Here is a 21,070-nt window from a genome sequence, read left to right as displayed (position 1 = left end):
CCATGTTGCTGGCAGCCGATGTGGGGAATACCAATGTCGTCTTCGCGCTGATCGACGGGCGCGAAATCAAGGCGCGCTGGCGCATCGCCACCGACCCGCGCAGGACCGGCGACGAATACGCGGTATGGCTGTTGCAGCTCGCCGAATTCCAGGGCTTCGACAAGGGCGATATCACCCAAATGATAATCGGTTCGGTTGTGCCGCGGGCGATCCACAACCTTACCGTCCTGTCGGAAAAGTACCTCGGCATAACGCCGCTGATCGCGGGACAAGGTAGCGCCCAGTGGGGTTTCGAACTCGATATCGAACAGCCCAGTTCGCTGGGCGCCGACCGGGCGCTCAACACACTTGCGGCCCATGCGAAATACGATGGCGACCTGGTCGTGGTCGATTTCGGAACAGCGACCACTTTCGACGCGGTCGACTTCACCGGAGCATATAAGGGCGGGATCATCGCACCGGGTATCAACCTCTCGCTCGATGCGCTGGTCGGCAATACCGCCAAGCTGCCGCGCATAGCGATCGAGCGACCCGACAATGACAGCGTGATCGGCCGCAATACCGAAGACCAGATGCTGATTGGCGTATTCTGGGGTTATGTGGGACTTATCGAAGGATTGATTTCCCGAATGAAGCACGAAATTGGCCGACCGGCAAAGGTGGTGGCGACCGGCGGATTGGCGATTCTGTTCGATGAAAACACCGCGCTTTTCGACGTGGTCGATACCGATCTAACGCTTGAAGGGCTTGCCATTCTTGCGGAGCGCGCAGCTTGAAGAAGGACTTCACTCCCGAAGACGAAGTGCTCTTCCTCGCGCTCGGAGGCTCGGGCGAGATCGGCATGAACGTCAACCTCTACGGATGCCAGGGTCGGTGGCTGATGGTCGATCTCGGCATGACGTTTTCGGGCGATCAATATCCTGGCGTCGATCTCGTCTTCGCCGATCTCGAATTCATCGAAGACCGCGCCGACAAGCTCGATGCGATCGTGCTGACCCACGCGCATGAAGACCATATCGGTGCGGTGCCCTATTTCGCGGCCGATCTCGATGTGCCGATCTATGCGACACCGTTCACTGCCGAGCTTGTCCGGCGGAAACTGCAGGAAGCCGGGCTGGTCGACCAGGTCGAGGTGCATGTCATTTCCGACGATCATGGCAGCTTTGCCATCGGTCCGTTCGAGATTACCTATATCCCGCTCGCCCACTCGATCGCGGAGGGCAATGCGCTGCTGATCGATACGCCGCATGGGCGCATCTTTCATACGGGCGACTGGAAGCTCGATGAAGACCCGATTATCGGCGAGCCGACCACCGAAGAAGAGCTGACCGAAATCGGCGATGAGGGCGTGCTTGCGCTGGTCTGTGACAGCACCAATGTCTTCAATCCCGCACCCAGCGGCTCGGAAGGGGCGGTGCACAAGGGGCTGCTCGAAGAGGTGCAGCGCCACGCTGGCAAGCGTGTGCTGGTCACAACCTTCGCCAGCAATGTCGCGCGTTTGCAGACATTGGGCGATGTCGCGCGCGAAACCGGACGGCGGATATGTGTCGCCGGGCGGTCGCTCGATCGGATCATCGAAGTTTCGCAGGATAATGGCTATCTGCTGGACTTCCCCGAGCCGCTCGACTTCGACACCGCGATGGGCCTGCCGCGCGGCGAATTGCTGATCCTGGCCACGGGCGGGCAGGGCGAGCCGCGCGCGGCGCTTGCCCGGATTGCCGACGAGAACCACCCGCTCGAACTCGTAAGCGGCGATGTCGTTCTGTTCTCGAGCCGCCAGATCCCCGGCAACGAGATTTCGATCGGGGCGGTGCAGAACAAGCTGGCCGCGCGCGGAATCACCATGGTCACCGATCGCCAGAGCATGATCCACGTATCCGGCCATCCGGGACGCCCCGAACTGGAAGCGCTCTATGGGTGGCTGCGACCGGACCTCCTCGTTCCCGTTCACGGGGAAATGCGCCATATGCAGGAGCAGGGCAGGCTGGGTAAGGCCAATGGCATTCCCGATCAGGTCGTGCAGCAGAACGGCGATATCGTCCGCCTCGCGCCGGGCGCACCGGGCAAGGTGGCCGAAGTGCGGGCAGGCAGGCTCGTCCTCGATGGCGACATCATCGTTCCCGCCGATGGCGAGGCGATCGCCATGCGCCGCCGGATCATGCGCGAAGGCGTGGTCATCGTTGCGCTGGACGGCGATCTCAATCCGCGTCTCGACAGCATCGGCCTGCCGCTGGACGAGGATTACGGGGATTTTCTCGCGGAAGCGGCGGACGATATTCGTGCCGCGATAGCGAAGCTGCGCGGGCGCGACCGGCGCGACGAGGCGAGCATCCACGAGGCCGCGCGCCTCGCCGCCCGCCGCGCGGCCCAGCGCTGGTCGGGCAAACGCCCGCAGGTTCGCGTCATTCTGCCCAATCTGTAGGAGCCTGACCCATGGAATGGACCAGCATTCTCGCGATCTATTTCCTGTTCTTCGTCTTCAGCGCCTTCGTGCTGCTTCCTTTCGGCGTGCGCACGCATGACGAGGCGGGTATCGAGATGATCCCCGGCCAGGCCGACAGCGCACCGGTGGAATTCCGGGGCGGACGGCTGTTGTTGCGCGCGGCCTTGCTCGCCGCTCTCGTCACGGCGGTCTATGTGGCCAACTACATCAATGGCTGGATAACCGTCGAGGATCTGATCCTGTGGGGGCCGGATGCGGGGTGATTATTGCCGCAGGCGTTCGAGCGCCTGCGCCAGTACGACATAGAGCTTACCCATATCGCTGCTGAGCAGGGTTACGCTCACTGCATTGCCATCGCGTGTCGACAGCATGGTGCGCAGCATGGATTCGAAATCATGGATGTAGCGGCTCACATGCTCGCGAAAATCCTGATCGGTATCGTAGAGTTCCGCGATTTCGCGCGCTTCGGTATTGTCGACCAGACGCACTGCGCGGCGAGTGAATATGCCGCGATCCCCCCGCAAATAGCTGGCCCAGGCGGTGTCGGTAACTTCGGTCGAAAGCACCTTCGCGATGTCGATTGCGTTGGAATTCAGGCTTTCCGTGATCAGCGCGACACGGCGCGAGAAGTCGTTATCGACGTCTTCGCTCGCGCGTTCGCGTGCGTGCGCGATGCGGCTTTCGAGATTGCCGGTAAGCTCGTTGACCTTGGCGAGCTGATCGCGGAGCTGGCGCATGGATTCGCGGCCCGCCTCGGCCGAGCGCGCAGTGGCTTCGCCCAAGGCGCCAATCGCCTCTTCGGTATGTTCGCGCAATGCCCTGTCGATTGCTTCCGCGCTCTGTTCCCCGACCTTATCCGCGATGCGGGCAATGCGTGTCGCCTGTTCGTTTTCGATCGCTGAAAGGGCGGTGCGGGCACTTTCTTCCAACTGTGCGATCGCAGCGCGCAATTCGCCGTGTACCCGCTCGGATAGCGTGGCGCTCTCGTCGCCCAATGCAGCGACAGCGGAGCGCAAGCGTTCGATACTGTCGATCTGAGCCACGGCGGTTTCGCCGAAGCCGGCCTGGAATTCGTCGACCGCGCCCATCGCTTCGCGGCTGCGCAGCTCCGCGGTATCCATGCTCGCGGTCAGCGCTTCGCCTGCCGTTTTCGCCTGGTCGAGCAGATTCTTCACCTCCTCGGCGCGCTCTTCGATATTCGCCAGACGATCCTCGCTCGCCGCCATTGCCACGGGAAGTTCGTCCCGACTGTGCTTGGCGCTCGCCTGTATCAGCTCGAGCAGGCGCACGCTGGCGTCGGTCAGGGCGGAGACTGCCTCATCGGTTCCCGAAAGCGCTTCCCGGCTTTCCGCCAGCTTGGCGTCGAGCGTGGCAATCCCGGATGAGAGTTCCTCGCGGGCTTCGCGCCCTTGCTCGCTTACGGTGGAGAACGTCTCTCCGAGTGCGGCAATGCGGTCGGCAAGTTCTTCGCCTTCGGCGGCCATCAGCGACAATTGTTCCGCCTGGGCGGCTCGGCGTTCGGCGATCACTTCATCGAGCTCGGCCAGGCGCTGGCTCATGTTGCTGCGCGCCTGGTCCTCTGCCTGCGATAGCTCGGCCTGACGCCGGGAGGTTTCCTCGGTGAACAGGCGGTTGCGCTCGGCAATGCGCGCGTCGACCGTCTCTGCCTCGGCGAACAGATCCTTCAGCTTGGCATTGGCCGCGGCAATCGCCGAATCGTCGATCCGCGTAATCTCGGCGATGGCGTCGCGCAGTCGCTCCTGCATCGCTTCGACTTGCGCATTCCAAGCTGTCAAAGCGTGCGCTTCTCCATCGCGGATCGAGCCCGCCGTTTGGGCGGTTTCGTCTTTTAGACTGACGAGGCGCTCGCGCAGGCTTTCCATGGCCGCATCCCGTTCGCGGGCGGCGTCGGCATCGGTTTCGGCCAACTCGCTGCGGAGCCGCTCGAACCGCGAACGGATCGAGGCGAGGGCCTCGACCTCGCGGCTGTCCAGCTCCCCGCGGAATGCTTCGCTGTTCGCGCGCAATTCGGCGAAACGCTGTTCTGCGATCGTGCCGAGCTGTTCGGCGCGGTCCGATAATTCTTCAAGGGCGGCGTCGACGCGTTTCCGCAACGAGCCCACCTGTCGTTCGCTTGCCATCCCGAATTCGTTGAGCCGCTCGAACCCGGCGATCAGCTCGTCCAGTTGGCGCTGCGCCTCGCGGCCTGCCCCACCGATCTGGTTCGAGACGTCCTTGGCCGAAGTCGAGATGACGGGCAAATTGTCACGCAGCCGATCCATATTCTCCAAGGCGGTGACACTTACGCGCGCAATGGCTTCGACCTGCTCTCCATTGTCGCTGATCAGCGATTGCAGGCGATCGGCATGCTCGGACAGGCGATCTGTCGCCATGCGGCCCAGGTAATCGAGTTCGTTCGTCTGCGTGGCCAGGAATTCGCGCGCCAGGCTGAGTTCGCGATTGACCGTGACGAGCCGGGTTTCCAGTTCCGCCGATTTGGCCGACAGGTCCTGAGCAACATCGGAAAAGCGTTTCGATTCGCGCGTCGAATTGCGCATGGCCAGAAGCCATAGCGACACAATGAGCAGCACCGGTACAGCCCATTGGGTGACGATTTCCGTCCATCGGGACGGGGTGGGGCCGACCAGTATTTCCGACTGGTGAGCCCAGCCGTAAAATGCCGTCCAACCGAGCGTCGCCGCTATGGCGAGAGTGGGAACAACCCACGCGCGCGCTCTGCCAGGGTCCTCGTCCGCCCACCAATCCTCGTCGCCAACCTCGTCATTCTCGAGCGAGGTTTCCTCGGTAACGCCCTCGGACCTAACGGCTTCCGGGGAACTTTCTTCGGTCGTCTCGTCGACGGCCTGGATTAGCGGACGCTTTGTCATGATTACGAAATCTATCACCAAAGCGACCGGGCTTAAACCACAATTAACCGCGTCGAGGGCATGGGGTATCGATGGCCTACCATTCTGCCGAATTCGACGCCGCTCTGGCAACGGCGGCGGGCGACGATCCTTCGCTGCAGGGCGAGCTGCGCGCGGCTTTCGCAGGCAGCGTGGTTCGGCAGTTGGATTTGCTGCGCCGTGCCCGCTGCGATGCCAATTGGGAAGTCGCTGCGGACAAGCTGCACGCTATCGCCGCAAGCTTTCATACCGTGGAGCTGATGAATTTGGCCGACGAGGCGCGTTTGGCGGCTCCCGGGGAGCCTACTGTTCTGCGCCGCATCGATGCTTTTGCCGAGGCTCTCGCCTGAGGGTAAATTGGCCGCGCGACTTGGCTTGTGGTGGAAGACCGCCCTAGAAGACGGGTTCGTCCGAAACGTCGCAACCGGAGTGAAGCGTGCGCGTCGCCCTGCTGTCCGTGCTCGATGGCCAATCAGAACCGCGCAAGACACGAGCGCCCTTCCGCATGCTCGCCGGTGCGCGCCTCGTGGAGCGGCAGCTCGATATCGCGCTGGCTGCGGGATGCGAGGTCATAGCCTGTCTGGCCGACACGGTGGGGCGCGAAGTGATCGAGCTGCAACACCGGGCCGAAGCAGGGGGGGCGCGCTTCATCGCACTGCGCGAACCGCGTAAGCTGTCCGGAATGGTCGCGGCAAGCGACGAATTGCTGGTCCTGGCGCCAGGCGTTTTGCCCCATGAGGATGCGGTCCTGCGGCATCTGGCCAAGCCGGGCGTGCTCGTTTTCCCCGCGGATCCCGCAGTCGATCGAGGGTACGAGAGGATCGATGCGCATTTCGCGTGGGCGGGAGCTCTGCTGGTTCGAGGCAATGCCGTCGAGCATCTGGCGCAGCTACCCGACGATGTGGACACTCCTTCCGCGCTTCTGCGGATCGCCTTGCAATCGGGTGTGCGCACGCATCCACTTGAAATGCGCCTGCTCGACGAGAATGTCTGGCTGCGCGATCCCTCTCCCGAAGAGCTGGCGGAACGAGAGCGGAGCTGGGTGGCCGGTCACGCCGATGTCGCGCCATTCACGGCACCCGGCCTTGCCATCGCGGAGCGTATGGGCGCCCGCCTCGCGCGCGATACGCCGGGAGAGCGCCTGCCGCGCTTTCTGGCGCTGGGCACCGTCGCTGCAAGCCTGCTCGCTTTGTCTCTAGGCCTGGCAGGGTGGGTATCTTCGGCCTTCGCCCTGGCCGCATTGGCGGTAACGTTGTTCGCGATGGAGGGAGTCGTTCGGCGAGTCACCACTGCCGGACAGGTCCGTCCGCGCGTTCCGATGATCGTGCAAATTCTTACTGTCCTGATCGATCCCCTGCTCGTCCTGCTCATCGCTCTCGCTTCCCCCGAAGACACCCAATGGCTGCGTCTCTTCGTGCCCGCGATTCTGGTCGGTCTGTTGCATCTCGGGGAACGGGTGAGTGCACTGCGCTGGCGACGTAGCTACGCCGATCGGGTACTGCTGGTTTCGATATTGCTTCCCGCAGTCCTGCTCGGCATCGTTCAGCCCGTCGTCGGGGCTTTGGCGCTCGCGATTTTGATATCGATTTTCGTGACTTCTGACCCCAGGAACTAACGCTCGCTTAACCATGCCGCTGCTAGTTTCACACTATGCCGATGCCTGATGCAGCATCCCCCGGGGTCGCCGACGACCAGGAGCCCCTGCGCGATGCGCTCGTGCGGGGCAACACCGCGCTTGCGCGGATCGGGCCGATACTCACGCACCTGATCGCCACTCCGGATCACTCGCTGTTCAGCGACGAGATCATCGCTCGAGTCCGCGGCATGTGTCATAGCCTTGCCTGGCAGGCTCTGCGTGCCCAGGCCGAGGCGGCCGGGCAAGTGGGTAGCGAGACCTTCGCCGAACGCCATGGCGAAGACCTCGCCGAGCATTTTTTCAGTAGTCCGTCCTTGCTCGCGCATTGCCATGCGCTTGCGCTCGAATGGCAACTCACGGAAAAACTGGAGGTGCAATACGGGATCGATCCGGTTCTCTCGCCACTGGTTCAGGAACTGATCGCCGCGCCCGATAGCGGGCTCGCCAGCGCTGCCATGGCCTTGCTGACCGCGCAGGCGCGCTTCGCCCAGGCGCAGCGCCGGATGGAACTGCCTCTGGCGGAATTGCCCGGCGACCTGTTCCATGATCTGCTGATGGGGTGGCGCGCCTATGGTGGACAGTTACGCTCCGACGCCATGATTCGAGCGGAGGCGAAGCTGCGCAATGCCTTCGACGAGGGGGCGGGCCGGTTGGCGCTGCTGGCGCGGGTCGTGGCGGGTATGGGCAATACCGCGTTGAGGGCACTGGATATCGATCAGGCGGGCACCGCGTTGTATCTGACTGCGCTCGCCATGCGATCGGGGCAGTCGCGGACCGCAGCCGTCCTGGCCACCAATCACCAGCAGACAGCCCGCCTGGCACTGGGATTGCGGGCAGCAGGCCTCGATAGCGCCGACGTCGAGCGCCAGGTGTTGCGCCTTGTGCCCAAAGCGTTCCCCCCTCGGGAAATCGCCGGTATCGCCGCCGAGGAGGCACGTCGCCTGCTCGCCGAATCAGCACTTCCGGGAACGGCATGACCATGGCGAGCGTAGGAACCCGATACGTCGCCCATGCCAGGGCCGATACCGATGGAAATTTGGTACAGGCCGATGACGTTCTCGCCCAGCTTCACCAGGCTTGCGGCGGGAAAATCGGCTCGCGGATTGCGATCCCCGAACTGCTCGCCTTGGTCGAAAAGGCTTTGCGTTTCGGGCTTAAGCTGGCTCGGCAATTCGAAGCCACCGACGGCGAAAACCGGGTTACCGCCTGGGTGGAGATCGCCCCTGTCGCGGATGACGCGGGAGAGGTGGCAGGCTGTACGATCGATGTCGTGAGCTGGCATAGCGAGGAATTGCCGCCCGAAAACGAAATCGAGGCGGCGCGGCGCCGGGTGGAGATCAATCGGCATCTCGCGGATTGCACCGCGCGGCTCGATTCGAACCAGCGGCTTTTGTCTATCGAGACCCAGGCTCCCGACCTTGCCGATTTCGCCGAACATGCGCTGGCCGCGGCAGGAAAACCGTGGACCGACCTGGTCCGCCTGCCGGGCAATACGCATCAGCAGCCGCTCCACTGGCGTCTGCTCGACGGTGCCACGTGCGAGATCGACGGATCGAACCGGAAGTGGACGGCCCATCTCGAACCATTGGGTCAGCCGCAACCGGGCAGCGCCGGTTTCGTTCTTTATCTGACCGCAGAGCGCCCGCTTGCGGAGAGTAGTGGCGATGGAGAACCAGACGGGGAAGACGCGCCATCCTTCGGGAGGGATCTCACGCCCGTTCTGCGGCAGCCGATCAATCGTATCATCGCCAATGCCGAAACGATCCGCACCAAGCTCGCCGGGCCTCTCGCCGATGAATACAGTTCCTACGCCGCCGATATCGCGACCGCAGCGCAGCACCTGCTTGCCCTGATAGACGACCTGTCGGATTTGGAGGTTGTGGAATCGGAGGATTTCACGACCGCGCCCGACCGTATCGAACTGGCCGACGTTGCCCGCCGGGCTTGTGGCATATTGGGCGTTCGCGCTCGCGAGAAAGGAATCACACTGGTCGCACCGCCCGAGGGCGAAAGCCAGTTGGCGATCGCCGAATTCCGGCGTGTGCTGCAGATTCTGCTCAACCTTGTCGGCAATGCGATCCGGTATTCTCCCGACGAGAGTCAGGTATGGATTCGGCTTGACCGGATCGGCAATCGCGCGCTGATAACCGTCGCCGATCAAGGACATGGCCTCGAACCCGAACAGCAGGAGCGCGTTTTCGAGAAATTCGAACGCCTCGGGCGCAGCGGGGATGGAGGATCGGGTCTCGGCCTCTACATCTCCCGGCGAATTGCGCGCGCGATGGATGGCGATCTGACCGTGGAAAGTGCACCGGGACAAGGCGCGCGCTTTACGCTTTCCGTTCCTGCTGCAGAGGACTTGCGCAAGGAGCCGCGCGACGGCCCGACCATACCGAAGCCGCGCGACAATGGCTAAGCGATCGGTCTCGATCGCGGATGAAAAAAGGGGCGCCGGATGGCGCCCCTTACTGTCCCCAAAATACTTTGTCAGCGCTGACCGATGGGCACGTAGTCGCGCTCGGTCGGACCGGTGTAAAGCTGGCGCGGACGGCCGATCACCTGAGCGGGATCGGAGATCATTTCGTTCCACTGAGCCACCCAGCCAACCGTGCGGGCGAGGGCGAAGAGCGCGGTGAACATGGTGGTCGGGAATCCGATCGAGTTGAGGATGATCCCGGAATAGAAGTCCACATTGGGGAAGAGCTTCTTTTCCCTGAAGTAATCGTCGTTGAGCGCAAGCTCCTCGAGCTGAAGCGCGGTTTCGAAGACCGGATCGTTCACGTTGAGCGCTTCGAACACTTCGCGCAGCGTCTGCTGCATCACCGTCGCGCGCGGATCGTAGTTCTTGTAGACCCGGTGGCCGAAGCCCATCAGGCGGAACGGATCGTTCTTGTCCTTCGCGCGCTCGATATAGTGCGGAATGCGATCGGGCGAACCGATCTCCTGCAGCATGTTGAGCGCAGCTTCGTTGGCACCGCCATGCGCCGGTCCCCACAGGCAGGCAATGCCGGCCGCTATGCAGGCGAAGGGATTCGCGCCCGACGAACCGGCTAGGCGCACGGTCGAGGTGGAGGCGTTCTGCTCGTGATCGGCGTGGAGGATGAAGATCCGGTCCATCGCGCGTTCGATCGCGGGGTGGATTTCATATTCTTCCGCCGGAACGCCGAAGGTCATGCGCAGGAAATTGCCGGTATAGCTGAGGTCGTTCTTCGGCTGCAGGAACGGCTGACCGACCGCATATTTATACGCCATCGCCGCAATCGTCGGCATCTTGGCGATCAGGCGGTGGCTGGCGATCTTGCGCTGTTCAGGGTCCGAAATGTCGGTGCTGTCGTGGTAGAAGGCCGACAGCGCGCCGACCACGCCGCACATGATCGCCATCGGGTGCGCATCGCGGCGGAAACCCTGATAGAACTGGCGGAGCTGGTCGTGCACCATGGTATGGCGCGTGATGGTGTAATCGAAATCGTCGAGTTCCTGCTGCTTCGGCAATTCACCGTTCAGCAGCAGATAGGCGACTTCCATAAAGCTGGAGTTTTCGGCGAGCTGGCCGATCGGGTAACCGCGATGGAGCAGGACACCTTCTTCGCCGTCGATGTAGGTCAGCGCACTCTCGCAGCTCGCGGTCGACTTGTACCCTGGATCGTAGGTGAATTTGCCGGTCGTGCCATAAAGCTTGCGAATGTCGACGACATCCGGCCCGACGCTGCCCTCCAGCACGGGAAATTCCTGGGTCTTGTCGCCCAGATCGAGAGTTGCCTGCTTGTCGGCCACGCGTTTCTCCTACTCGTTTTTCTCGGTGCCTGTCGGCGAGACCTGCGCATCGATACGCAGGAGCGACTCTTCCTTGCCCAACAGGACCAGCACATCGAAAATGCCGGGCGACGTGGTTGTGCCCGTCAACGCTGCGCGCATGGGCTGCGCGAGCTTGCCGAGACCCAGTTCGAGCTGCTCGGCATAGGATTTCGTAGTGGCTTCCAGCGCCTCGATTGTCCAGTCATTTTGCACATGCAGCATTTTTGACAATCCGGCGAGGCGATGACGAGCGTCGTCGTCGAGAAGCTTGGCTGCCTTTTCGGTCATTTCGAGCGGACGGTTCGCAAAAAGAAATGCTGCGCCATCAGCAAGTTCTACGATGGACTTCGCGCGGGTTTTGAGAACCGGCATCGCTTCTGTCAGCAGCGCGACATCCGCTTTCGGCCCGATTCTGGCGGCAACGATTTCCGCCAAGCGCGCATCGTCGGCCTCGCGGATATAGTGGCCATTGAGGTGCTGCAGCTTCTTGATGTCGAAGCGCGCCGGCCCTTTACCGACGCCATCAAGGTCGAACAACTCGATGGCTTCCGCCTTGGTGATCTCCTCGCGGTCGCCATGACCCCAGCCAAGACGCAGCAGGTAATTGAAAAGGGCTTCGGGCAGAACGCCTTCTTCGTCGCGATAGGCCTCTACGCCCACCGCGCCGTGGCGCTTGGACATCTTAGCCCCGTCCGAACCGTGGATCAGCGGGACGTGTGCATAGACCGGGTCGGGCCAACCGCCCTCGATCGTGTCCATCGCACGGATGATCGGCAATTGTCGAAAGGCGTTGTTGAGGTGGTCATCACCGCGGATGATATGCGTTACGCCCATGTCGTGATCGTCGACAACAACTGCGAGCATGTAGGTCGGCGTGCCGTCGGCGCGGAGCAGGACGTAATCGTCGATCTCGGCGTTGTTTACCGTGACTTCGCCCTGAACTGCGTCTTGAATCGTCGCCGCCCCTTCGGTCGGCACCTTCAGGCGGATCACAAAGGGCGCGCCGTCGGGCGCTTCGCTCTCGTCGCGGTCGCGCCAGCGTCGGTCGTAACGCATCGGCTGCTTGTTCGCGCGCTGCTCTGCACGCATGTCCTCGAGTTCCTCGGGGGTCGCGAAGCACTTATAGGCATGCCCCGCTTCGAGCAGCTTGTGTGCGACTTCGGCATGGCGTTCGGCGCGGTCGGACTGAAACACCGGTGCCTCGTCGAAATCGAGGCCCAGCCAGTCGAGGCCGTCGATGATTTTCTCGATCGCATCGGGGGTGCTGCGCTTGCGATCGGTATCCTCGATCCTCAACAGCGCGCGGCCACCGTGATGCCGCGCGTAAAGCCAGTTGAACAGTGCCGTTCGCGCGCCGCCGATATGGAGATAGCCGGTAGGCGAGGGAGCAAAGCGGGTGACGACCTGCCGGGTCTTGCTGTCACTATCGCTTGCCATTGTCTCACGCTTCCTTTCAAACACTTGCATGGCGACGCAGGGGACGCCTTCGATACCGATGGGGGAAGCGGGCGAAGAAGCCCGCCAGATAGTGCCGCGCCATTGGCGCATGCGCGGTCTCTTGTCCAGTTTCGCACAGCGCATCGAGACCTTTCTCGAAACTGCTCGCTTCGATCGCGGGCCGTGGCTCGTCGTGGCTTTTGCCGGTGGAATAGGTCTCTGGTTCCAGTTGGGAACACGGTGGCAGTGGCTGGCAGCGATCGGACTGGCGCTGGGAACCGCTTTCGGCGCAATCGCTCTATGGCGCGGCGAGCAGAAACGCGGTTTCACTCTGGTCGGAATCGTCTCGATCTGCATTGCCTTGGCCGCCGGAATCGCATTGGTCTGGGCGCGCTCGGCGATGGTGGGAGCGGAACCCATCCCGCAGCCGCGCTTCGAACAGATCGACGGGCGGATTCTCGAGCGCGAGGAACAGCCTGCGGAAGATCGCGTGAGGCTCATCCTTGCCGCTCGCGATTCCCAGACCGGCCGGGCGGTGGCATACCGGATCAACATACCGTGGACGCAGGACCGGGCGGCGCTGCGCGAGGGGGCGAGAGTGCGCCTGTCGGCCCGTTTAATGCCCCCGTCTCCGCCGATCGTCCCGGGTGCTTACAACTTCGCGAGACGAGCCTGGTTCGAGGGACTTTCGGCGACCGGATCGGCAGTCGGCGAAATCGAGCTGATCGAGCCATCTCGGGATTCGGCGGCATCCCTCGCATCGATCCAGAGAGGCCTTTCGGGGCATGTCCGCGATAGGCTCGAGGACACCACGGCCGGCGCGATTGCGGCGACGCTGGCCAGCGGAGATCGGGGCGCCATTCCCCAGGCGGACGAAGAGGCTATGCGCGATGCCGGGCTGACGCATCTGCTTTCGATCAGCGGGTTGCATGTCAGCGCGATCATTGCGGCAACCTATCTGCTGGCTCTCAAACTGCTCGCCCTTTGGCCCTGGCTGACCTTGCGCGTGCGGCTGCCGCTGCTGGCAGCCGGTACGGCTGCCCTTGCTGGCATCGGTTACACGCTGTTGACCGGTGCCGAGGTTCCGACGGTTCGGAGCTGTATCGGGGCATTGCTCGTCCTGGTTGCGCTGGCGCTCGGGCGAGAACCGCTTTCGATGCGGATGGTGGCGGTGGCGGCAGGCGCCGTTCTTGCACTATGGCCCGAATCGCTGGTGGGACCGAGCTTTCAGATGAGCTTCGCCGCGGTTATCGCCATCGTTACCCTCCACAACGTTCCGGCAATCCGGCACTTCCTTGCACCGCGTGAAGAAAGCTGGTTGCGCCGCCTCGCTCGGCGCGCATCGGTGCTATTCCTGACCGGCCTCGTGATCGAGCTTGCGCTCATGCCGATAGTCCTGTTCCACTTCCACCGGGCGGGGGTCTATGGCGCGGCAGCCAACCTGATCGCGATCCCTCTGGTGACATTCGTTTCCATGCCCCTCGTGGCATTGGCTCTCTTGCTGGATATTGTCGGGGCGGGCGCCCCCGCATGGTGGCTGGTCGGACATTCGCTCGATCTCCTGCTCGCCATTGCCCATTTCTTCTCGGAGCAGCCCGGCGCGGTGAAACTGGCTCCGCGTATCGGGTTAAGCACTTTGACCCTATATCTCGCCGGCGCGTTGTGGTTGGCACTATGGCAAGGCAGGGCTCGCCTGTGGGGACTGGCGCCGGTTGCTGTGGCCGCCTTCCTTATGATTTCGGCATCCGCGCCCGATATTCTCGTCACGCGCGATGGGCGGGATATCGGCGTGGCGAACGAGGCCGAACACGTGCTGGTCCTGCGCGATGGCAAGACGAACTACGCACGACAGAATCTGCTTGAGCTTTCCGGAAGTGACCTGGAGCCGATACCGCTGGTCCAGTGGCCTCACGCCCGATGCAGTGCGGAATTCTGCACGCTGACCGTAAAGCGAGGGCCCCCTAAGCAAGAACCTCGCAACTGGACGATCCTCGTCGCGCGCAACCGGGACCTCGTCGCGGAGCGCGCACTGGCCGCGGCTTGCCAGAGAGCGGATATCGTTATCGCCGAACGCTATTTGCCACGGAGCTGCCGCCCACGATGGCTGAAGATAGACCGCCTCTTACTCCAGAGGGAAGGAGGGACGGCGATTTATCTTTCTTCCCGGGAGGTCGCGACGGTCGCGCAGGACCAGGGTGAACATGGCTGGTGGCGGGCTTCCGTCCGCTAGTCGCCAATGCGTTCATCAGTGGTAGCGCCGCAAGAGCCCCGCCAGCTTGCCCTGCACCTGGACCCGATGCGGTTCGTACATCTGCGCCTCATAAGCGCTATTGGCCGGATCGAGCCGGACACGACCTGCATCGCGGCGCAGATATTTGAGCGTGGCCTCCTCATTATCGACCAGCGCGACTACGATCTCTCCGTCACGCGCATTGTCGGTGCGTTTGATCAGCGCGAAATCGCCGTCGAAAATACCGGCCTCGACCATCGAATCGCCCGAGACTTCCAGCGCATAATGTTCGCCAGGGCCGAGCAGCGCGGCAGGCACCGGCATGCTCGACTGGCCTTCGATCGCTTCGATCGGAGCGCCGGCGGCGATGCGGCCGTGCAGGGGAACGTCGATGATATCGTTGGCCGGCTCGGGCGCGACTGCCTTCGCGGTCAGCGCCGTGGCGACCGCATCGTTCGCGGGAGCAGGCTTGGGAGAACCCATGACCGCGTCTTCCGGCAGTTTGACAACCTCGAGCGCCCGCGCCCGATTGGGCAGCCGACGAATGAAACCGCGTTCTTCCAGCGCGGAGATAAGCCGGTGGACGCCCGACTTGCTCTTGAGGTCCAATGCCTCTTTCATTTCCTCGAAGCTGGGGGAAATACCAGTGTCCTCCAGCTTTTGCTGGATGAAGCGGATCAATTCGTGCTGCTTGGCGGTCAGCATGGTGCGAACTCCCGTGTCGCCTGTTCACAAACGCGTGAACGAATGCGGAACAAGTAAGCAACCCCTTTCCACAAGTCAAGCAATAGCCCCGGTTTGGAGCAAGTTGCGCTGGAACAGGTGTTCCCGCTTTGCTCCTCTCCCGCCGTTTCAGCCGCCAAGCAGGGTGCGGGTTGCCGCTTCGACATCGGGCTGCCGCATCAGGCTTTCTCCGACAAGGAAGCTGCGCACGCCAGAACGAGCGAGGCGGGCGCAATCGGAATGGGTCGAGATCCCGCTCTCGCCGACCAACAGGGCGCCGTCCGGGGCGTGGGCGGCGAGCGTTTCGGTTGTCGCAAGATCGGTATCGAAGGTCTTGAGGTCGCGGTTGTTCACACCGATCAAGCGCGATTTCAGCCGGGCGGCGCGTTCCATTTCGACGCTATCGTGGACTTCGACCAGGACATCCATTCCGTAATCGAATGCCGCTGCTTCGATTTCATGCATGGCACTATCGTCGAGCGCAGCGACGATAATCAAAATCGCATCGGCACCGATCGCGCGTGCTTCGACGACTTGCCACGTATCGACCAAGAAGTCCTTGCGCAGGACCGGAAGGGGGCAGGCTGTGCGCGCTTCGACGAGATAATCCTCGTGACCCTGAAAGTAGGGGGCGTCGGTCAGCACCGACAGGCAGGCAGCTCCGCCCGCAGCATAGGCGCGCGCGTGCTCGGCGGGCCGAAAATCCTTTCGGATTAGGCCTTTGGAGGGTGATGCTTTCTTGATTTCGGCAATCAGGCCGAACCCGCTCTGCTGCGCGCGTGCCAGGGCCGAGCGGAAGCCACGGGGTGCCGATTGTCCAAGCGCCGCCGCGTCCAGATCGGCGCGCGAACGGGCTCGCTTGCGCGCGGCGACTTCCTCGCGCTTGGTTGCGCAAATCTCTTCGAGCTTGTTCATGTCAGATGGCCATCGCGATCCATTTTTCGAGCAGCGTCTTGGCCTTGCCCGAATCCAGCGCTTCGGCGGCGATTTCCGCGCCTTCGGTCCAGTCGTCGGTGCGCCCGGCGACGATGAGCGTCGCGGCGGCATTGAACAACACCGCGTCGCGATAGGGGCCGGGGGTCCCCGACAGAAGAGCTTCCAACGCCCGTGCGTTATGCTCCGGTTCGCCCCCGCGGATCGCTTCGACGGGTGAATGAGGCAGGTTGGCCTGCACCGCGACGACGCGGCGCATCTCGAAATCATTGCCCGTCACGTCGGCCAGTTCGTTTCCGCCCGCCAGGCTCAGTTCGTCGAGGCCTTCGTCACCCGAGGCAATGAAGGTCCGCTCGGTCCCCAGCTTGGCCTTGGCGGCGGCATAGATAGGGACATAGGCGGGACGGGCGATGCCGATCAGTTGCCGCCGTACCCCGGCGGGGTTCGACAAGGGACCCATCAAATTGAAAATGGTCCGCACACCGAGCTTCTGGCGAATGGGTTGAATGCGCCCCATCGCAGGGTGGTGGTTTTTGGCGAAGAGGAAACAAATTCCGAGTTCCGCCAAGGTCTTCTCGGCGCTTTTCCCCGCAGCTTCCATGTCGAGGCCAAGCACTTCGAGTGTATCCGCCGCGCCCGATTTGCTGCTCGCCGCGCGATTGCCGTGCTTTGCCACCGGGACACCGCATGCCGCGACGACCAGGCTCACCGCTGTCGAGACGTTGAGCGTGTGATGCCCATCGCCCCCGGTACCGCAGCAATCGACGGTCCCTTCGGGAGCTTCGACCGGAATCAGCCGGGTCCGGAGCGCACGGGCAGCCCCAGCGATTTCCTCGGACGTTTCACTGCGCGCCGACATGTCCACGAGAAAACGGGCGACGTCCTCGTCGGACGTCTCGCCATCGAGAATCCAGCCGAAGACCTCTTCCGCCTCCTTCTCGCCAAGGTGCTGCTTTGCATCGGGAAGTCGTTTCATGCCGGGGCCTTGGCGGCGATACCGCAGATTTCGAGGAAGTTGGCAAGCAGTGCGTGGCCGTGTTCGGTGGCAATGCTTTCGGGGTGGAACTGAACGCCGTGAATCGGCAGTTCGCAATGGCGGAAGCCCATCACGCTGCTGCCGTCGAGACCCGGTGTTTCGCTGGTGGCGTTGATCTCCAGGCAGTCGGGAATGTCCTCGACCACGAGCGAGTGATAGCGCGTCGCGGTAAAGGGCGAGGGTAGGCCGACAAAGACTCCGCTCGCATCATGCGTCACCGGCGATGTCTTTCCATGCATCAGCCCACCGCGCACCACGCGCCCGCCGAAATGCTGGCCGATTGCCTGATGACCAAGGCACACGCCGAGCAGAGGTTTGCCCGCATCGGCGCAGGCCGTCACGAGGTCGAGGCTGATCCCCGCTTCGTTCGGTGTGCAGGGTCCGGGCGAGATCAGATAACCCGCATGGTCTGCCGCCAGTGCCTCGCGCGCCGAAATGGCGTCATTGCGCACCACCTCGACATCCGCGCCCATTTCCGTGAGGTAATGGACGAGGTTGAAGGTGAAGCTATCGTAATTGTCGATTACGAGAATGGAGAGGCTGTCGGTCATGCATGCCGTCAATGAAGCTCTGGCGCCAGGCTTTCAAGCAAGGAAAGCTGCGAGACGCGAAACGTCAGCGTGATGTCACGCCCGCTTCCCGGCCAGCCGGTCGGTGGCCCGGACCAGGCCGTCGACGATACCGGGTTCGCTCGCACTATGTCCGGCATCGTCGACCATCCAAAGCTCCGCCTCGGGCCAGGCTTTCTTCAGCGCCCAGGCCGCGCTTGGCGGGGTGCAGATGTCATGGCGGCCCTGCACGATGATACCGGGAATGCCGGTGAGCCGATCGACATTGTCGAGCAATTCGTTTTCTTCGAGAAAGAAGCCCTCGAGAAAGAACTTCGCGCAGATGCGCGCGAATGGAACCGCCTTGGCTGGATCGCCGAAGCTTTCCAGCAGGGATTCGTTCGGTAACAGCGTGGCGACATGGCCCTCCCACAGCGACCATTCGTGCGCCGCGGCAAGCCGCGTCGCTTCGTCCTCGCTCGTCAGGCGGTTGTAATAGGCGCGCACCAGGTCGCCGCGCTCCTGCTCGGGAACGAGGCCGATGAACTGGTCCCACTGTTCGGCCATGATCTCGCTCGCCCCGTAGCCGTAGAGCCAGGTCTTTTCCCGCTCCCGCGCGAGAAAAACGCCTCGTAGAACCAGTTCGCTCACCCGGTTCGGATATTTCTGGGCGTAGGCAAGCGCCAGTGTCGATCCCCAACTGCCACCAAAGACCTGCCATTTGCTGTGGCCACACATCTCGCGAAGTCGCTCGATATCGTCGACGATCCGCCAGGTGTCGTTGTTTTCGATTTCGGCGAAAGGCAGCGATTTTCCGCAGCCGCGCTGGTCGAACAGCAGCACATCGTAGAGATCCGGATCCCACTGTCTGCGATGATCGGGCGCCATGCCGCCACCTGGACCTCCGTGGAGGAATACCGCAGGCTTCGCGCCCTTGGTGCCGACCCGTTCCCAATAGAGCGAGTGACCTTCGCCGACATCGAGCATGCCGGACTCGAACGGTTCGATCGCGGGATAGAGCGTGCGGCGGGGTTCGGTCATTCGGAAGCCTTTTTCTTGATGACGGCAATCGGGCCGATGGGGGCGCCTGTGTCGAGCCTGTCGGTAGCCGGGTTCCAGAGCAGCGACACATTGCCGTCGAGAAACAGCGCATTCTTTACGTCCAGCTCGTCCTTGTAGAACCGGGCGAGCTTGCCGAAAGAGATCGGAGCATTCGATATCACGAAATGCGCGCGGCCATTGTCGTCGACGCCGACTGCGTTGCGGATCAGGCGCGAAGGCCCGTCATGCGTTATTGTGGGATGGATTTTGCCATCCACCACCAGCATCGGACCAGATTGCGTGCCGAATTCCGGGCGTTCGGTAACATTCGCGAGAAAGCTGTCGGTGCTGCGAACCACCCACTTGCCATCGCTGCCGTAGAACACGCCATTGGGCTTCATGTGGAAATTGCCTTCGCCATCGGCGGTGTTGAGCGCCTGCAGGCGCTCGGAATCCTCGACGAAGTAGCCGATCGGCTCGCCCTCATCGTCATACATCCCCGCATTCATTGCGAAAGCGATAGTGTCGGGATCCTGCGCGCGAGCGAAATCGGTCAGGCTGCGATATGGTGCTTCGCCCCTTGGTCCGAGGTCCATCGCGATCCGATGCCGGGAAGGCACTGCAAGACAATGGGTTAGCGGTGTGTCCTCGAAAATGATCGAGCGGCAGGCGCTCTCGACCTGGCTGGCAAGCGTAGCCGTGGCGCTTGGCTCTGGAGTGGGAGTGGCGGCGGCAGGCTCCTGCCCGTCGATGCGCGCGCGAGCGACAGGTTCGCCTTCCGGCTGAGCCTCGCAGGCCGTTAGCACCAGCAGGGCCAGGGCAGCGATGGGATATCTCATTGGCCGAACCCGGGTTCTCTCGCGAGACGAACGGCTTCTTTGGCCGCAGCGAGCAGGGCACCCGCTTTCGCTTCGCATTCACTCTGTTCATAGGCTGGATCGCTGTCGGCGACTATCCCCGCACCGGCCTGAACGTGCATCGTCCCGTCTTTCACGACAGCCGTGCGCAGGACGATGCAACTATCGACCGATCCATCGGGAGCGAAATATCCAACCCCGCCGGCATAGGGGCCGCGCGTCGCGGGCTCGAGTTCGGCGATGATCTCGCACGCGCGTACCTTGGGCGCACCGCTGACGGTACCGGCGGGAAAACCGGCGAACAAAGCGTCGATCGCATCCTTCGAGGGATCGAGCCTCCCGGTGACATTGCTGACGATATGCATGACGTGGCTGTACCGCTCGACAGTGAAACTCTCGGTGACGGTCACGCTGCCCGACTTGGCCACACGACCGACATCGTTGCGGCCCAGATCGAGCAGCATCAAGTGCTCCGCCCGCTCTTTCGGGTCGGACAGCAGGGATTGTTCGGCGAGCCGATCTTCGGTCTGCGTCGCACCGCGCGGCCGCGTACCGGCAATCGGACGGATCGTGACCTCGCCCTCGCGCACGCGGACGAGGATTTCCGGGCTCGAACCGACGATCGCGAAGCCGGGCATATCGAGGAAATACAGGAAGGGCGACGGGTTGACCCGGCGCAGCGCCCGGTAAAGGGCCATGGGCGGTAGCGCGAAGGGCGACGTGAAGCGCTGGGACAGCACGACCTGGAATATATCCCCGGCCTCGATATAGGCCTTGGCCCGCAAGACCATGGACTCGTATTCGTCCGCCGGCACGGCCGAGATGAGCTCGGGTTCCGGATGGTGTTGCACGGCGCCGCTTTCCACCACGGCCGGGCTAGCCAGCTTTCGCAGAACTTCGTCGATCCGCTCCGCTGCCTTTTCGATCGAGCCTTCGCGCCACACCGGCGCGATGCAGAACAGCGCATCGCTGAGGCGGTCGAAAACCAGCAAAACGGTCGGCCGGACGAAAAGCATATCCGGCAGCGCCAGTTCGCTTTCTGCCGGACGAGGCAGCTTCTCTACCAGCCCGATAGTTTCGTAGCCGAAATAACCGACCAGACAGGCCAGGGCAGGGGGCAGTTCGCCGGGCACATCGCATCGGCAGGTTTCAACCAGCGTGCGCAGACTCGCGAGGGTGCCGCTCTCGCATGGTTTGAAAGCGTCCCGCCGGTGCTGCCAATCGCCGTTGATTTCCGCATCGTCGCCCGTCGCGCGGAAGACCAGATCGGGATCGAGGCCGATAAGGCTGTAGCGCCCGCGAATCTCTCCCCCCTCGACCGATTCGAGCAGAAAGTCGCCCCGGCCTTCTTCGAACAGCTTGAGGGCGGCGCCTACGGGCGTCTCCGTGTCCGAGACGACTTCGCGCCAGATAAGCGCAGACCTGCCTTGCGCCAAGGCCTCGCGCGCCTGGCCGACACCTTTCAGACCGTTGTCCAACCGCGCC

At 62.9% G+C, this 21,070-nt stretch carries 18 protein-coding genes; 8 read left to right on the top strand and 10 right to left on the bottom strand.

Translation table 11 applies throughout. The features are described 5' to 3' along the window. The first annotated feature begins 2 nt into the window (after nt 1–2). The 3 genes from L5849_RS01615 to L5849_RS01605 are packed head-to-tail and all read left to right on the top strand — an operon-like array spanning nt 3 to nt 2,706. The gene (locus L5849_RS01615) at nt 3–776 is read left to right on the top strand and encodes a type III pantothenate kinase (protein ID WP_115416836.1); all 774 of its coding nucleotides are present in this window, start codon (nt 3–5) and stop codon (nt 774–776) included. Continuing rightward, nucleotides 773–2,422 carry a ribonuclease J gene (locus L5849_RS01610; RefSeq protein ID WP_236924071.1) on the top strand — a complete coding sequence of 550 codons (1,650 nt, stop codon included), beginning with the start codon at nt 773–775 and terminating at the stop codon, nt 2,420–2,422. The genes L5849_RS01615 and L5849_RS01610 overlap by 4 nt, the downstream gene beginning before the upstream one ends. An 11-nt stretch (nt 2,423–2,433) precedes the next feature. Next, nucleotides 2,434–2,706, top strand: a complete 273-nt coding sequence (locus tag L5849_RS01605; RefSeq protein ID WP_236924070.1) for a DUF1467 family protein — start codon at nt 2,434–2,436, stop codon at nt 2,704–2,706. Here the strand turns inward: L5849_RS01605 and L5849_RS01600 are convergent, their stop codons facing one another. Beyond that, a complete protein-coding gene (locus tag L5849_RS01600) occupies nt 2,707–5,331 on the bottom strand; it encodes an ATPase (RefSeq protein ID WP_236924069.1) in 2,625 nt (874 codons plus the stop codon). Between the two features lie 71 nt (nt 5,332–5,402). Here L5849_RS01600 and L5849_RS01595 point away from each other — a divergent pair, with 71 nt between their 5' ends. The 4 genes from L5849_RS01595 (at nt 5,403) to L5849_RS01580 (ending at nt 9,401) form a co-directional block, all read left to right on the top strand. Further along, a complete protein-coding gene (locus tag L5849_RS01595; protein WP_236924068.1) occupies nt 5,403–5,699 on the top strand; it encodes an Hpt domain-containing protein in 297 nt (98 codons plus the stop codon). An 86-nt stretch (nt 5,700–5,785) separates the two neighbouring features. Then, nucleotides 5,786–6,964, top strand: coding sequence for a hypothetical protein (locus L5849_RS01590; protein ID WP_236924067.1), 1,179 nt, complete (start codon nt 5,786–5,788; stop codon nt 6,962–6,964). Between the two features lie 41 nt (nt 6,965–7,005). Next, on the top strand, nt 7,006–7,962 hold the full coding sequence (locus L5849_RS01585; RefSeq protein ID WP_236924065.1) for a hypothetical protein: 957 nt from the start codon (nt 7,006–7,008) through the stop codon (nt 7,960–7,962). A 2-nt stretch (nt 7,963–7,964) separates the two neighbouring features. Next, nucleotides 7,965–9,401 carry a sensor histidine kinase KdpD gene (locus L5849_RS01580; protein ID WP_236924063.1) on the top strand — a complete coding sequence of 479 codons (1,437 nt, stop codon included), beginning with the start codon at nt 7,965–7,967 and terminating at the stop codon, nt 9,399–9,401. Nucleotides 9,402–9,472: 71 nt separating this feature from the next. On the opposite strand, the gene L5849_RS01575 is transcribed toward L5849_RS01580, so the two are convergent. Further along, on the bottom strand, nt 9,473–10,759 hold the full coding sequence (locus L5849_RS01575; protein ID WP_236924061.1) for a citrate synthase: 1,287 nt from the start codon (nt 10,757–10,759) through the stop codon (nt 9,473–9,475). Between the two features lie 9 nt (nt 10,760–10,768). Beyond that, nucleotides 10,769–12,217, bottom strand: a complete 1,449-nt coding sequence (gene gltX / locus L5849_RS01570) for a glutamate--tRNA ligase (RefSeq protein ID WP_236924059.1) — start codon at nt 12,215–12,217, stop codon at nt 10,769–10,771. A 28-nt stretch (nt 12,218–12,245) separates the two neighbouring features. Here gltX and L5849_RS01565 point away from each other — a divergent pair, with 28 nt between their 5' ends. Beyond that, nucleotides 12,246–14,447: a ComEC/Rec2 family competence protein gene (locus L5849_RS01565; RefSeq protein ID WP_236924057.1), complete on the top strand. Its 2,202-nt coding sequence runs from the start codon at nt 12,246–12,248 to the stop codon at nt 14,445–14,447. Between the two features lie 15 nt (nt 14,448–14,462). Here L5849_RS01565 and lexA read toward each other — a convergent pair whose 3' ends face one another. The 7 genes from lexA to trpE form a co-directional block, all read right to left on the bottom strand. Continuing rightward, a complete protein-coding gene (lexA, locus tag L5849_RS01560; protein ID WP_236924055.1) occupies nt 14,463–15,152 on the bottom strand; it encodes a transcriptional repressor LexA in 690 nt (229 codons plus the stop codon). A gap of 147 nt (nt 15,153–15,299) precedes the next feature. Continuing rightward, nucleotides 15,300–16,085, bottom strand: coding sequence for an indole-3-glycerol phosphate synthase TrpC (gene trpC / locus L5849_RS01555; RefSeq protein WP_236924054.1), 786 nt, complete (start codon nt 16,083–16,085; stop codon nt 15,300–15,302). A gap of 1 nt (nt 16,086) precedes the next feature. Further along, nucleotides 16,087–17,079, bottom strand: coding sequence for an anthranilate phosphoribosyltransferase (gene trpD, locus L5849_RS01550; RefSeq protein WP_236924053.1), 993 nt, complete (start codon nt 17,077–17,079; stop codon nt 16,087–16,089). Next, entirely contained in the window at nt 17,076–17,690 is a 615-nt protein-coding gene (locus L5849_RS01545; protein WP_236924052.1) for an aminodeoxychorismate/anthranilate synthase component II, read from the bottom strand. Before L5849_RS01545 ends, trpD begins: the two co-directional genes overlap by 4 nt. A gap of 75 nt (nt 17,691–17,765) precedes the next feature. Then, entirely contained in the window at nt 17,766–18,728 is a 963-nt protein-coding gene (gene pip, locus L5849_RS01540) for a prolyl aminopeptidase (RefSeq protein ID WP_115416822.1), read from the bottom strand. After that, nucleotides 18,725–19,567, bottom strand: a complete 843-nt coding sequence (locus tag L5849_RS01535; protein WP_236924051.1) for a phosphodiester glycosidase family protein — start codon at nt 19,565–19,567, stop codon at nt 18,725–18,727. Before L5849_RS01535 ends, pip begins: the two co-directional genes overlap by 4 nt. Further along, complete coding sequence (gene trpE / locus L5849_RS01530; RefSeq protein ID WP_236924050.1) at nt 19,564–21,063, bottom strand: anthranilate synthase component I; 1,500 nt, start codon at nt 21,061–21,063, stop codon at nt 19,564–19,566. Before trpE ends, L5849_RS01535 begins: the two co-directional genes overlap by 4 nt. Nucleotides 21,064–21,070: the final 7 nt, after the last annotated feature.

This window comes from Erythrobacter sp. SN021 (assembly GCF_021864455.1).
The sequence above is the reverse complement of the archived record's forward strand: the minus strand, read 5'-3'. Positions and strand labels throughout refer to the sequence as shown.